Below are 12253 nucleotides of genomic sequence, written 5' to 3' on the forward strand. Positions count from 1 at the left end.
GTCCCCCTCCCGAGGTGTAACCCAGTTTCCCAACTCGAACATCTGGAAAGGAGGGCTGCGTGTCTATCGATCACCACCGTCAGCGCGGCCCTGTCTGTGCCCTGCGAGCTTGCTTGCAGGGCTGACCGGGACGGTCCGGGAATTTTCCCCCGCTTCGATTTTTGGTCTGCCCTTCGTGGTGCCGCTGATCTCGGCCTGATGGCCTACCGGCGCACCGTCAAAGTGCATTGAGCCGGGCTCCGGCAAGACCAGAGAAATCGACATGGCCCTGATCAGCCTCAAATCCCTCGGCGTCACCATGAGTGCGCCGCTCTTCTCCAACCTCGAGCTCACCATCGGCCCCGGCGACCGGCTGGGCATCGTCGCGGCCAACGGCCGTGGCAAATCCACCCTGCTCAGATGCCTGGCCGGCGAGCTGGACGCCACGAGCGGCGAGATCACCCGGACGCGCGGCTTGCGCGTCGGCCATGTCGAGCAATCCGTCCCCGACGCGCTGCTCGACCGTAGCTTCCATCAGGTGGTTGCCGATGCCTTGCCGCCGGAGCAGCTTGGCAGCGAGCTTTGGCGCGTCGACGTGGTGCTGGATTCGCTCGATGTGCCCGAGGAAATGCGCGACAGGCCGATGCGGGCCTTGAGCGGCGGCTGGCAAAGGCTGGCGCTGATCGCCCGCGTCTGGGTCACCGACCCGGACGTGCTTCTGCTCGACGAGCCGACCAACCATCTCGACCTCGCCAGGATCGGCCAGCTCGAAACCTGGCTCAACGCGCTGCCACGCGAGGTCCCGGTGATCATCGCCAGCCACGACCGCGCCTTTCTCGACGCCACCACCAACCGCACGCTGTTCCTGCGCCCGGAAGAATCGCCGGTGTTTTCGCTGCCCTATTCGCGCGCCCGGCAGGCGCTCGACGAGGTCGACGCCTCGACGGCGCGGCGGTTCGAGCGCGACATGAGGGTCGCACAGCAGTTGCGCCGGCAGGCAGCCAAGCTCAACAACATCGGCATCAATTCCGGCAGCGACCTGCTGACGGTCAAAACCAAGCAGCTCAGGGAGCGGGCCGAAAGGCTGGAAGATGCAGCCGTGGCAGCGCATCGCGAGCGTTCGGCCGGCGCGATCCGATTGGCGAACCGCGGCACTCACGCCAAGGTGCTGATCACGCTCGATGACGCGGCGGTCGAAACGCCCGACGGCACGCTGCTGTTCAGGACCGGCAAGCGCCATATTTGCCAAGGCGACCGCATCGTGCTGCTCGGCCGGAACGGTGTCGGCAAATCGCGCTTCATTGCAATGATCCGCGCCGCCATCGCCGAACCGGGGTCGGAAGACAGCATCAAGGTGACACCGTCGACCGCGCTCGGCTACAGCGACCAGGCTCTGTCCGGCATCGGCGGCGGCGACACCCCGCTGGCGATGGTCTCGCACCGCTTCGAAATCGGCGAGCAGCGGGCGCGCTCGCTTCTCGCCGGCGCCGGCGTCGCCATCGAGATGCAGGAGAAAAGGATCGCCGCATTGTCGGGCGGACAGCGGTCGAGGCTGATGTTGCTGGTGCTGCGGCTCCTCAACCCCAATTTCTATCTCCTCGACGAGCCGACCAATCACCTCGACATTGACGGCCAGGAAGCGCTGGAGGACGAGTTGCTGAAGCATCAGGCAAGCTGCCTGCTCGCCTCGCACGACCGCTCCTTCATCCGCGCGATCGGCAACCGGTTCTGGCTGATCGAGAAGCGGCGGCTGACCGAAGTCGACAGTCCGGAAGGGTTCTTCCGCTCGGTGGCCGCGACGGAGCGGTGATAGCCACGACAAGGCCAGCCTATACGGGGGGCCGGCCTATACGGGCCGGCTTTCCGGGCGCGCATGAAAAATTCGGGCGACCTGTCGGATTGCCGCAGCATTCCTCGTCCTTGGGATGCCGACACGATGCTGACGGCACCAACCAGGGAGAGTTTATCATGTCTATCTTGTCATCCATCAGCCGCATCGCCAGCCAATATGCGGCGGCGCGCGCCCGCTACCGCAGCGAGCGCATTCTGCTTTCACTGCCGGCCGACCTGCGCAAGGACATCGGGTTTCCGGAAATTCTCGACACGCGGAACAGCCGCCGAACGGCCACCTTCTCGACCGACGTCATTTGAAAGTGACCAACGGGTTCATGCGACGGTCATCGGCTTCGCCGGTTGCCCGGCCGGTCCGGGCCCGGCCCCGCTAAAAAAATTCCGCTGCCCGTGTAGGATTGCTGTCGCCTCGTCCGTCTTTTGATCGCAACGCCCAATCAACCCGTGAAGAGGAACACGTGAAATGACAGACCAGAACCCGCCCCGCGCCAAAGTTCTTGGCGGATTGACCCCCTATCTGCAGGTCGACGGCGCCATCAAGGCGGCCGAGTTCTACAAGAAGGCTTTCGGGGCCGAGGAAGTCTTTGCCTATCCGCCGGACGACAAGGGCCGCACCATGCATATCCATCTCTATGTCAACGGCTCGACGCTCATGCTGGGCGACGCCTATCCCGAGCACGGCCATCCGCATCAGGCGGCGCAGGGTTATACGCTCCAGCTCCATCTCGGTAGTGACGACGTCGAAGCCTGGTGGAAGCGCGCGGTAGACGCCGGCTGCGAAGTCGTCACGCCCCTCCAGGTAATGTTCTGGGGCGACCGCTGGGGCCAGGTGAAGGATCCCTTCGGCGTCGCCTGGGCGATGAACGCGCCGGTAAAATAGGTTTCTCAGCGAGCAAGCGTCGGCCGCCAATCCCAGGGCTGACGCGCTCACCCGCGCCGGGTCGTATCCCCGCCGGCCCGGCGCTCGTTTTCAGCGAAGGAGCTTACCCATGTCCTATGTCGATGGTTTCGTGCTTGCCGTGCCGAAGGCAAATCTCGATGACTACAAGAAAATGGCTGCGAATGCCGGCGCCGTCTGGAAGGAGCACGGCGCGCTCGCCTATGTCGAATGCATCGGCGACGACGTGCCCTATGGCGAACTGACCTCGTTCCCGCGCGCCGTGCAGGCGAAGGACGACGAAGTCGTCATCTTTGCCTGGGTCGTTTACGAATCCAGGCAGAGCCGCGACGCGGTCATGGCGAAAGTGATGGCCGACGAACGTCTCAAGATGGACTGGTCGACAATGCCCTTCGACGGGAAGCGCATGATCTTCGGCGGCTTCCAGCCATTTATCGAGGTTTGAGCACAGCCGATTCGGTCCTCATCCAGGGCGGAGCAGGAACGGAGCTCCTGCTTCCCCCTCGAATGACGAGGTTGCGAGGCAGCGGCTAATCTCACAGGCCTGCGATGGCTGAGAGCAAGCGGCCTACCATCCAACCCGGCCCTATCCGTTCTGGAGCTTGACGAGCAGCGGCTTCAGCCGCTCCCCATAACGCTTCCACAGGTCGACCGAGCCCTGATACATCGGCTGGCGCACCTGCGCGGCCGACGCCGTGCGCACCGGCCGGTCGGTCTCGTGGAACGCCAGCACCTTGTCGTCCCAAGGCAGGCCGAGATGCGCCATCAGCGCCCGCGTCTGGCCTTCCTGATCGGCGACGAAATCCTCGTAGCGGACGTCGTGGACGACGCCGGGCAGAACTTTGTGCCAATGCGCCATGATATCGGTGTAGAGGTTATGGAAATCGGCGAGCTCGCCAAGATCGTAGCCGTAACGATGGCTGTCGCCGCGGAAATGCACTTTGAAGATCGACAGGCACGTGGCCGCGGCGTCGCGCGCGCAATGCACGATCTTCGCCTTCGGCAGCATCATGTGCAGGAAGCCGACCAGCAGGAAGTTGCCCGGCATCTTGTCGGTGACATGGCGGAAGCCCGGATACCGGGCATGCAGCATGTCGATATAGGCCTGCCCGGCCTCGGCAAAGGCCTTGTCCGGCATGTCGGCTATCCCTGAGGGAAAACCGCCCGGCATGCTCATCGGAAACTGCTTGCCGACGACCGACTTCAGGATGCTGAGCTCGCCCGCGCCAAAGACCTGCGGATGGCTGGCTATGATCTGCTCGACCAGCGTCGTGCCGGAACGCGGCATGCCGACGACGAAGATCGGCGTGTCGTCGGAAATGTCGCTCGGCCTGTGCTTTTCGAAGAAGGCCTTGTCGAAGGCCGACTTCATCGCTTCGAACTCGTCGCGCGTTCTCACCGGGTCGTAGTCGATGCCCTTGCGGCGGATCGCATTGCCCTCGGCGAAATAGTCGAAGGCGCGGCCATAATCCTTCAGATCGTCATTGGCCTTGCCGAGGCCGAAGGAAAGCTGCATGCGCGCAAGGCTGTCCTGCGGCGCCTTGGCGTGCTCGGCCTCCATGCCGGCAAGCTCGGCGTCGCGCTCTGTCTGGCGCTTGACCTGGGTCAGCAGAAGCCAGGCTTTCGCCATCGCCGGAGCGATCGCCACCGCCTGGCGGGCAAGATCGGCGGCCTCGGCGAGCTTGCCCTTCTCCATCAGGGCGACGCCCAGTCCGTAGAGCAGCTCGGCATCCTTGGGCCGGATCGACAGCGACTCGCGGAAGAGCGCAATCGCCTCGTCGAGCCGCCCGGCTTCCTGCAGCGTTTCGGCAAGGCCGATGCGGGCGCGGACATGGAACGGGTTGCGGCCGATCGTGCCGCGATAGATCTCCTCAGCGCCATCGAACTGGCCGAGCTGCTTCAGCGACGAGCCGAGATTGTCGCGTGCCGCGAGTTGGTCCGGGCGGATGTCCACCGCGCCACGGAAGAAATCGACGGCGGCGGCAACGCGGCCGAGGTCGCGCATCACCGTGCCCATGTTGTTGAGGAAATCGGCATTTTGGGGCTGCAGCGTGACCGACTGCTCGATGAAGTCCAGCCCTTCCTCGCTGCGACCGGTCTGGTGCAGGAGGAGCCCGAGGAAATGCAGCGCGGCGGCATGATTAGGCTGCTGCCCCAGCACCTGCCGGTAAAGCGACTCCGCCTCCTGCCGGCGTCCTGCCTGGTGCAGCTGCAGCGCCCGTTGCACATAGGGATCGAGGGGGCTCGCCGATCCTGGCTTGCCGCCCGCGTTTGCCGCTCTTCTCTGATCTCTGTTAATGGGAAACCTGCCGTGTTTGTCCGCCCGCCGGACCTAAGCCAAGCGGGCGGCAGATGCAAGTGTGTGGGCAGCGCTCCGGCGACTTGCCCGCAATGCCGCTAGCAAGGCCCGTCGCCGATGATGCGATAGTCCGCCGCGCGGGCCTCGCACGCATTCGGGAAAGTGCGCACCTCGCCGTAGCGTCTGGCGCAGACCGGCGCGTATTCGCGGGTGCAGAAGGTTTGCTCGCCGCCACCGCCGCCATCCCGGCAAGGCCCGTCACGCACGATGCGATACCCTGCCCGCTCCGCCAGGCAGGCATTGGCGAAGGTCTGGCGGTCGCCGCCGCGTCTTGCGCACACCGGTTCGTATTGCATCGTGCAGAGCTGCGGATGCGGCCCCGGCGGACGCGGACGCGGTCCTTCGTCGACGACCACGGTACAGGCCGCCAGCAATGCCGACAGTAGCGGGGCGACAAGGCCCTGCCGCGAAACGATTGCCGCAAGAAATCGCATAGGTCCCTCTCCTATCTGGCTCAGGCGCGATCGCGCCAGCTCGCGCAATTCCTCGCCATTTTGGGATCGAACGCAACCCCGGCTTGTGCTTTGCCCGGGGCGAAATTTATCGCCGGTCGGCTTCTCGCACTGGCCCATGCCCGGCTTTTCACTGGCCGATGACCGGTCATGGCGCCGGGTCTATCGATGGCCCGGCGTTGGGCGCGCCGAGGGCGGCCCGCGGTGCTGTCTTGCAACCATCACATTTCCGTGTAATAAATTTGGTGTTCGGGCATTTGCGACCCGGAGAGCGGCACGTTTTGGACGACCTTTCCCCGATAGTGTGAATCTCTGACGGCCCCGTTTTTCGGCGGGGGCTTTGACCATGCGCGAATGCATGACTGCCGAAGCAACACCGGGATCAGCCCAAGGAAGCGGGCGAGCCCACGAGACTGATACGGGTGAAGGAGTTTCCCCCATGGCCCAGACCGGCACCGTAAAGTTCTTCAACGCCACCAAAGGCTTCGGCTTCATCACGCCTGACGGCGGCGCCAAGGACGTGTTCGTCCACATCTCCGCGATCGAGGCCTCCGGCCTGCGTACGCTCGTCGACGGCCAGAAGGTCACCTTCGACGTCGAGCCTGACCGCATGGGCAAGGGTCCGAAGGCGGTCAACCTCCGCGCCGCCTGAGCGGGCGACGCTGCCTGTCCTTCCGCTGATGAACGGCGCGGCAGGATCATGAATCGGCTTCGCAGGAAGCTTGAGTTTTCGAGGGCGCGACGGTTCCGTCGCGCCCTTTTTTGTCCGGCAAATAGTTGTATTGGCAGGCGAAAACTTTCTCTTGCCGATAGCGCTAAAATAAAGGACAAATTTCCTCTCGGGCAGTTTGCCGGCCCGAGACTGACTTGATGGGATCAAAGGAGCTTCCCATGCCGCAGACCGGCACCGTCAAATTCTTCAACCATGCCAAGGGCTTCGGCTTCATCACGCCCGACGATGGCGCCAAGGACGTCTTCGTCCATATTTCGGCCGTGCAGGCGTCGGGCCTTCCCGGTCTTGAGGATGGGCAGAAAGTGACATTCGACACCGAGCCCGACAAGCGAGGCAAGGGTCCGAAGGCCGTCAACCTGTCTATCGGCTAAGCCGGCTCAAGACAGATCCGACGGAGACTGAGCAGGCGGGGCGCTCCCGCAGAGCTCGGAATTTTGTCGAGCCGCGAAATCGTTCGCGCAGTGCCGTTCAGCCTCCGTTCAGCCACGGTCTTCTACTAACCCCTGCTAAAGCCGACCCGCATCCCCTGAAATACGCGGGCCGGCGCGAAGGAGACCGAAAATGAACCGAATTCTCAAGACCGCCATTGTGACCGCCGGCGTCGCCGCGACCACTTTGGCCACCTTCTCGGCGGCAAATGCTGATGATTGGCGCTGGCGTCGTCATCATCACAATGGCGGCGACGCCCTTGCCGCGGGCGTTGTCGGCCTGGCGGCGGGCGCCCTGATCGGTAGTGCTCTCAGCAACCCTGGGCCGAGATACTACGATCCCGCCTATGATGACGGCTATTATGTCGACCGCCCCGTTCGCCGCTACTATGTACAGCCGCGCGTCGTCTATGCCGACCGCTATGCCGAGCCGTGGACCCGCGAATGGTACGAGTATTGCTCCGACCGCTACCGCACCTTCAACTCGCGTACCGGCACATTCATGGGCAACGATGGCGAACAGCATTTCTGTGTTGCCAACTAAGACTTGTGGTTTCCAGTCCAGGCAAAAGCGCCGCCCTCCAGCGGCGCTTTTTCTTTGCGCAGAGGATCAGGCCAGGAAGGGATTCGTCCGGCGCTCCTCGCCGAAGCGGCCGCCCGGACCGTGACCGCAGATGAAGCCGATATCGTCGCCGAGCGGCAGCAGCTTGTCTTTGATTGCGGCGATCAGCGCGGCGTGATCGCCGCCCGGCAGATCGGTGCGGCCTATCGAGCCGCGAAACAGCACGTCGCCGACATGGGCGAATTTGGCCGCGCGGTTGTAGTAGACGACATGGCCCGGCGCGTGCCCCGGACAATGCAGCACCTCGAACACATGCTCTCCGAACGAGACCGTGTCGCCTTCGCTGAGAAAACGGTCCGGAATGCAATTGCGCACCGGATCGGTAAGGCCGAAGCGCTTGGCCTGGGTCTCGAGATTGGCAAGCAGCGGCCGATCGGCCTCGTGCGGGCCGATGATGTCGATGCCGAGTGCATCCTTCAGATCCATCGCGCCGCCGGCATGATCGATATGGCCGTGAGTGACCCAGATCGCCTTCGCCCTGATCGCGTTGTCCTTAAGCACTGCCACTATCTTGTCGACGTCGCCGCCGGGATCGACGACGACACCTTGTTTGTCGTCCATGTCGAAGAGAATGGTGCAATTCTGCTGGAAGGGCGTGACCGGCACGATGCCGGCATTGAGCTGACCCATGGCTTTCCTTTCGAGGTGTTGCCCTGATGTAGAGGGCACAGCCGACTGCGTCCACCGGTGATCCCTCTAAAAGAAATGGGCGGCCATAGCCGTCCATGGGAAGCCTGAAATTCTGCCAAGCCTATTCTTCATCACGGTCATGACCGCGCGCATGATGTCGGTGAGGATGGCGCCGGCGCCGACGATGATGCTTTGTATGCCCATCGCCCTGCCAGTCCACCGGCTGCTCCGCTGCCGTCGCCGGATCGCCCGCACCCATGAGACGCCGAATTGCTGCGCAGGCGCCTAAATAAAAGGGGCGGCCCGAAACCGCCCCGTTGCACAAAAAGGCTGTGACTATCGCTATTCTGCGGCGATGGCGTGCTTTGGCTGCACCGCGGCAGAATAGTCGTTCATCAGCGTCTTGGCGATCTCGCCGACCTCGAATCGGTACGGGCCGATTTCCGAGACCGGCGTGACTTCCGCGGCCGTGCCGGTAAGGAAGCACTGCTCAAAGCCATCGAGCTCTTCGGGCATGATGGCGCGCTCGATCACCTCGATGCCGCGGTCCTTGGCCAGGCCGATAACGGTGCGGCGGGTGATGCCGTCGAGGAAGCAGTCGGGCGTCGGCGTGTGGATCTTGCCGTCCTTGACGAAGAAGATGTTGGCGCCGGTGGCTTCCGCCACCTGGCCGCGCCAGTCGAGCATCATGGCGTCGGCATAGCCCTTGGCCTCGGCGGCGTGCTTGGAAAGCGTGCAGATCATGTAGAGGCCGGCGGCCTTGGACTTGGATGGCGCGGTGCGCGGGTCGGGCCGGCGCCATTCGGCGACGTCGAGACGGATGCCCTTCAGCTTCTGCGCCGGGTCGAAATAGCTCGGCCACTGCCAGATGGCGATGGCGCAGTTGATGCGGTTGTTCTGCGCCGAAACACCCATCTGCTCGCTGCCGCGCCAGGCGATCGGACGCACATAGGCGTCCTTGAAACCCTGCTTTTTCAGAAGCTTGCGGCAAGCCTCGTCGACCTCGCCGACCGAGTAGGGAATCTTGAAGCCGAGCAGGCGCGCCGATTCATGCAGGCGCTCGTTGTGCTCGGTGAGCTTGAATATCTGGCCGCCATAGGCGCGCTCGCCCTCGAAGACCGCGCTGGCATAGTGCAGGCCATGGGTCAGCACGTGGATCTTGGCCTCGCCCCATTTGACGAACTCCCCGTTTATCCAGATGAAACCGTCCAGTTGATCGAAGGGAACGGATACCATGGAAACCTCCCGCGGGCGGGCGCCCGCCAATCGTTGTGTCATATAGCCTTTCGTATCGGCCCCGCCACTGGGTCCGAAACCGCCGGCCTGTGTCTGGAAGCGTAGGCGGATATTCAATCCCTGGCAAACTTAGGAAGTTCCGGAAAAACGGCTTCCGCTTGCCTTTTCGTTCGCAATCCGCCGAAAAGCTTGTCAAAAATTATCATTTGCGGGAATTACGTCAACAGTACTGACGTAATTCCCGCTTGGCATGGAGAAATGATGACGGAACGAAGCCCCGCAGCCGGAAAACCGATCAGGACGGCGATCACCGACGAGGACGGCATCGACTTTGCCATCATCGAGCTGTTTTTCTTCGCTTATCGCGACTTCACCTCCGATCCCGACCAGATCCTTGCCGATTACGGCTTCGGCCGTGCCCATCACCGCGTCCTGCATTTCGTCAACCGCAGGCCCGGACTGACGGTAGCCGAGCTGCTCGATGTGCTGAAGATCACCAAGCAGAGCCTAGCGCGGGTGTTGAAGCAGCTGATCGACACGGACCATATTGTCCAGGTGCAAGGGTTGCGCGACCGCCGGCAGCGCGAGCTCTATCCGACTGCCAAAGGCCGCGCGCTGGCACTGGCGCTGGCACGGCCACAGTCGCGCCGCATCCGTGCTGCATTGGAGGATTCCGGGACCGCCGAGCGCGCCTCGATCGAGAGATTCCTCGAGGCGATGGTCAATCCGGAACTTAGAGCGCAGATCGACATTGTGCCTGCGCAAACATCGGGGAAGCAAAATGGAGACCACTGAGAAGGTTGATCATCCGGCAGCGCCCGGCGATGATGCGCCGCATCTGCTGGTGGTCGACGACGACACCCGCATTCGCAATCTGCTCAAGCAATATTTGTCCGAGAACGGTTTTCGGGTCACCGTCGCCGGCAACTCGGGCGAGGCCCGGCGCAAGCTCGCGGGGCTAGACTTCGACCTGCTCGTGCTTGACGTCATGATGCCCGGCGAAACCGGCGTCGACCTCACCAAGGCGCTGCGGGCCGAGAAGAACGTGCCAATCCTGATGCTTACGGCGCTGTCGGAAACCGACAGCCGTATCACCGGGCTCGAGGCCGGCGCCGACGACTATCTTCCGAAGCCCTTCGATCCGCGCGAGCTCATCCTGCGCATCAACAACATCCTGCGCCGCGGCGGCCCGGCGGCGACGCCGAAAGTCGAGCAGCTCGTCTTCGGCCCCTACACGTTCCAGATCGCCAAGCGCGAACTGAAGCGTGGCGGCGAGGCGCTGAAGCTGACCGACCGCGAGCAGGAAATCCTGGCGATCTTCGCCGCTCGGGCGGGCGAAACCATACCGCGGCACGAGCTCGTCGGCGACGAATCGGATGTCGGCGAGCGGACCATCGATGTCCAGATCAACCGGCTGCGTCGCAAGATCGAGCGCGATCCGTCCAATCCGGTGTGGCTGCAGACCGTGCGCGGTATTGGGTATCGGCTCAGCGTGGAATAACATGCTCGCAGACGGCCTTGGCTGAATGGCCGTCTACGAGCGGAAGGGCGAATGGCGACCACGCAACTGGAAAAGCCCAAGACCGGGAGCCCCGGCGATCTCGCTTTGCGGACGCTGAGGGCGATGCCGCGCGCCTGGAACCGGTTCTGGCGCCTGGTCGCGCTCTACATGCCGAAGCGGCTTTATGCCCGCTCCCTGATCATCGTCATCGCGCCGATGATCCTTTTGCAGTCGGTCGTTGCCTTCGTCTTCATGGAGCGCCACTGGCAGACAGTTACCCAACGCCTGTCGCAGGCGACGATCGCAGACATCGCTGCCATCATCGACATGATGGAGACCTATCCCCACGACGCCGATTACGCCAACATCATCCGCATCGCCCAAGACCGCATGCAGCTGAAAGTGGATCTGCTGCCGCCCGATCCGCTGCCGGCCCCCGGGCCGAAGCCGTTCTTCTCAATCCTCGACACGGCCCTGTCGTCGGAGATTACCCGGCAGATCAACCGTCCCTTCTGGATCGACACGGTCGGCAACTCCAATGTCGTCGAGGTCCGCGTCCAGCTCGAAGGCAAGGTCCTGCGCGTCTTCGTGCGTCGCAGCCAGGCTTATGCCTCAAACACCCATATCTTCCTGATCTGGATGGTCGGCACCTCGCTGGTGCTCTTGATGATCGCCATCCCCTTCCTGCGCAATCAAATAAGGCCGATCCTGACCTTGGCCGAAGCCGCCGAGAGCTTCGGCAAGGGCCGGCCGATGCCGCGCGATTTCCGTCCGCGCGGCGCGGAGGAAGTGCGCCGCGCCGGCTTCGCCTTCATCCAGATGCGCGAGCGCATCGAGCGCCAGATCGAGCAGCGCACCGCCATGCTGACCGGCGTCAGCCATGATCTCAGGACCATTCTGACCCGCTTCAAGCTGCAGCTGGCCCTGGCCGGCGGCAAGGCCGAGACCAAGGCCGCGCTGAACCAGGACATCGACGACATGCAGTCGATGCTGGAGGGCTATCTCTCCTTTGCCCGCGGCGAGGCGGCGGAAGACACCGGCCGCTTCGATCTCGATGCCTATTTCCAGAAGCTTGGCGAGGAAGCGCAACTGCGCAAATGCAAGCTGTCGACGACACTGACCGGCGATCCGACCGTGCATGTGCGGCCGAACGCCTTTGCCAGGTTGATGTCCAACGTGATCGGCAATGCCTTCCGATATGCCAAGACGGTCGAGGTCCATGCCAATCACGGCCGCGGCTCGCTGACCGTCACCATCGACGATGATGGTCCCGGCATCGCGCCGGACAAGCGCGAAGAAGTGTTCAAGCCATTCCTGCGGCTCGACGAAGCGCGTAATCTCGATGCCAGCGGCACCGGCCTTGGTCTGTCGATCGCCCGCGACATCGCCCGAACCCATGGCGGCGACATCATGCTTGAAGACAGCCCGCTGGGCGGTTTGCGAGCCGTGATCAAGGTGCCGGCTTAGTCGGACAAAGACGGCCTTCATCCCCCCGTCATGAAATCATGGTCAAGTGCGCGCATGAAGCGCGCGACCTTTATCGATTCGGCCATGCCGCCCCGCT

Annotated in this window: 15 protein-coding genes; 10 read left to right on the forward strand and 5 right to left on the reverse strand. The window is 63.4% G+C overall.

From position 1 onward, the window contains the following. Window positions 1–262 precede the first annotated feature (262 nt). From EOD29_RS03835 to EOD29_RS03850, 4 genes are all read left to right on the forward strand, one after another. Complete coding sequence (locus tag EOD29_RS03835; protein WP_127245959.1) at window positions 263–1789, forward strand: ABC-F family ATP-binding cassette domain-containing protein; 1527 nt, start codon at window positions 263–265, stop codon at window positions 1787–1789. 158 nt (window positions 1790–1947) lie between these two features. Further along, complete coding sequence (locus tag EOD29_RS03840) at window positions 1948–2130, forward strand: hypothetical protein (RefSeq protein WP_095801654.1); 183 nt, start codon at window positions 1948–1950, stop codon at window positions 2128–2130. 163 nt (window positions 2131–2293) lie between these two features. After that, window positions 2294–2710 carry a glyoxalase/bleomycin resistance/extradiol dioxygenase family protein gene (locus tag EOD29_RS03845; protein WP_127245960.1) on the forward strand — a complete coding sequence of 139 codons (417 nt, stop codon included), beginning with the start codon at window positions 2294–2296 and terminating at the stop codon, window positions 2708–2710. Window positions 2711–2819: 109 nt separating this feature from the next. Further along, window positions 2820–3173 carry a DUF1428 family protein gene (locus tag EOD29_RS03850; protein ID WP_067326604.1) on the forward strand — a complete coding sequence of 118 codons (354 nt, stop codon included), beginning with the start codon at window positions 2820–2822 and terminating at the stop codon, window positions 3171–3173. A 141-nt stretch (window positions 3174–3314) separates the two neighbouring features. Here EOD29_RS03850 and EOD29_RS03855 read toward each other — a convergent pair whose 3' ends face one another. Both EOD29_RS03855 and EOD29_RS03860 read right to left on the reverse strand, forming a co-directional pair. Further along, window positions 3315–4955 carry a tetratricopeptide repeat-containing sulfotransferase family protein gene (locus EOD29_RS03855; protein WP_127216938.1) on the reverse strand — a complete coding sequence of 547 codons (1641 nt, stop codon included), beginning with the start codon at window positions 4953–4955 and terminating at the stop codon, window positions 3315–3317. Window positions 4956–5125: 170 nt separating this feature from the next. Then, complete coding sequence (locus EOD29_RS03860; RefSeq protein ID WP_127245961.1) at window positions 5126–5521, reverse strand: Kazal-type serine protease inhibitor domain-containing protein; 396 nt, start codon at window positions 5519–5521, stop codon at window positions 5126–5128. A gap of 457 nt (window positions 5522–5978) precedes the next feature. Here EOD29_RS03860 and EOD29_RS03865 point away from each other — a divergent pair, with 457 nt between their 5' ends. The 3 genes from EOD29_RS03865 to EOD29_RS03875 all read left to right on the forward strand — a co-directional run bounded on the left by EOD29_RS03865 (window position 5979) and on the right by EOD29_RS03875 (window position 7244). After that, window positions 5979–6191: a cold-shock protein gene (locus EOD29_RS03865; protein WP_006202520.1), complete on the forward strand. Its 213-nt coding sequence runs from the start codon at window positions 5979–5981 to the stop codon at window positions 6189–6191. A 239-nt stretch (window positions 6192–6430) separates the two neighbouring features. Beyond that, a complete protein-coding gene (locus EOD29_RS03870; RefSeq protein WP_006202521.1) occupies window positions 6431–6643 on the forward strand; it encodes a cold-shock protein in 213 nt (70 codons plus the stop codon). 190 nt (window positions 6644–6833) lie between these two features. After that, a complete protein-coding gene (locus EOD29_RS03875; protein WP_127245962.1) occupies window positions 6834–7244 on the forward strand; it encodes a BA14K family protein in 411 nt (136 codons plus the stop codon). A 66-nt stretch (window positions 7245–7310) separates the two neighbouring features. On the opposite strand, the gene EOD29_RS03880 is transcribed toward EOD29_RS03875, so the two are convergent. The 3 genes from EOD29_RS03880 to EOD29_RS03885 all read right to left on the reverse strand — a co-directional run bounded on the left by EOD29_RS03880 (window position 7311) and on the right by EOD29_RS03885 (window position 9188). Further along, window positions 7311–7952: an MBL fold metallo-hydrolase gene (locus tag EOD29_RS03880; protein WP_127245963.1), complete on the reverse strand. Its 642-nt coding sequence runs from the start codon at window positions 7950–7952 to the stop codon at window positions 7311–7313. 66 nt (window positions 7953–8018) lie between these two features. Continuing rightward, the gene (locus tag EOD29_RS35800; RefSeq protein ID WP_164763686.1) at window positions 8019–8156 is read right to left on the reverse strand and encodes a hypothetical protein; all 138 of its coding nucleotides are present in this window, start codon (window positions 8154–8156) and stop codon (window positions 8019–8021) included. A 138-nt stretch (window positions 8157–8294) separates the two neighbouring features. Further along, window positions 8295–9188, reverse strand: coding sequence for a branched-chain amino acid aminotransferase (locus tag EOD29_RS03885; RefSeq protein ID WP_127245964.1), 894 nt, complete (start codon window positions 9186–9188; stop codon window positions 8295–8297). 261 nt (window positions 9189–9449) lie between these two features. Between EOD29_RS03885 and EOD29_RS03890 the strand changes: the two genes are divergently transcribed. From EOD29_RS03890 to EOD29_RS03900, 3 genes are all read left to right on the forward strand, one after another. Next, the gene (locus EOD29_RS03890; RefSeq protein WP_128203069.1) at window positions 9450–9983 is read left to right on the forward strand and encodes a MarR family transcriptional regulator; all 534 of its coding nucleotides are present in this window, start codon (window positions 9450–9452) and stop codon (window positions 9981–9983) included. Then, on the forward strand, window positions 9970–10689 hold the full coding sequence (locus tag EOD29_RS03895; protein WP_059188911.1) for a response regulator transcription factor: 720 nt from the start codon (window positions 9970–9972) through the stop codon (window positions 10687–10689). The genes EOD29_RS03890 and EOD29_RS03895 overlap by 14 nt, the downstream gene beginning before the upstream one ends. A gap of 123 nt (window positions 10690–10812) precedes the next feature. Continuing rightward, window positions 10813–12156: an ATP-binding protein gene (locus EOD29_RS03900; RefSeq protein ID WP_067327137.1), complete on the forward strand. Its 1344-nt coding sequence runs from the start codon at window positions 10813–10815 to the stop codon at window positions 12154–12156. Window positions 12157–12253: the final 97 nt, after the last annotated feature.

Origin of the sequence: Mesorhizobium sp. M1A.T.Ca.IN.004.03.1.1, from assembly GCF_003997555.1 — a bacterium.
Taxonomy (GTDB): domain Bacteria; phylum Pseudomonadota; class Alphaproteobacteria; order Rhizobiales; family Rhizobiaceae; genus Mesorhizobium.

Bases quoted from the DNA above. Each gene is read 5' to 3' on its own strand.
- EOD29_RS03860 (WP_127245961.1), bottom strand. From the start codon at position 5,521: ATGCGATTTCTTGCGGCAATCGTTTCGCGGCAGGGCCTTGTCGCCCCG.
- EOD29_RS03835 (WP_127245959.1), top strand. From the start codon at position 263: ATGGCCCTGATCAGCCTCAAATCCCTCGGCGTCACCATGAGTGCGCCG.
- EOD29_RS03900 (WP_067327137.1), top strand. From the start codon at position 10,813: ATGCCGCGCGCCTGGAACCGGTTCTGGCGCCTGGTCGCGCTCTACATG.
- EOD29_RS35800 (WP_164763686.1), bottom strand. From the start codon at position 8,156: ATGGGCATACAAAGCATCATCGTCGGCGCCGGCGCCATCCTCACCGAC.
- EOD29_RS03895 (WP_059188911.1), top strand. From the start codon at position 9,970: ATGGAGACCACTGAGAAGGTTGATCATCCGGCAGCGCCCGGCGATGAT.
- EOD29_RS03880 (WP_127245963.1), bottom strand. From the start codon at position 7,952: ATGGGTCAGCTCAATGCCGGCATCGTGCCGGTCACGCCCTTCCAGCAG.
- EOD29_RS03840 (WP_095801654.1), top strand. From the start codon at position 1,948: ATGTCTATCTTGTCATCCATCAGCCGCATCGCCAGCCAATATGCGGCG.
- EOD29_RS03865 (WP_006202520.1), top strand. From the start codon at position 5,979: ATGGCCCAGACCGGCACCGTAAAGTTCTTCAACGCCACCAAAGGCTTC.
- EOD29_RS03885 (WP_127245964.1), bottom strand. From the start codon at position 9,188: ATGGTATCCGTTCCCTTCGATCAACTGGACGGTTTCATCTGGATAAAC.
- EOD29_RS03870 (WP_006202521.1), top strand. From the start codon at position 6,431: ATGCCGCAGACCGGCACCGTCAAATTCTTCAACCATGCCAAGGGCTTC.
- EOD29_RS03845 (WP_127245960.1), top strand. From the start codon at position 2,294: ATGACAGACCAGAACCCGCCCCGCGCCAAAGTTCTTGGCGGATTGACC.
- EOD29_RS03890 (WP_128203069.1), top strand. From the start codon at position 9,450: ATGACGGAACGAAGCCCCGCAGCCGGAAAACCGATCAGGACGGCGATC.
- EOD29_RS03875 (WP_127245962.1), top strand. From the start codon at position 6,834: ATGAACCGAATTCTCAAGACCGCCATTGTGACCGCCGGCGTCGCCGCG.
- EOD29_RS03850 (WP_067326604.1), top strand. From the start codon at position 2,820: ATGTCCTATGTCGATGGTTTCGTGCTTGCCGTGCCGAAGGCAAATCTC.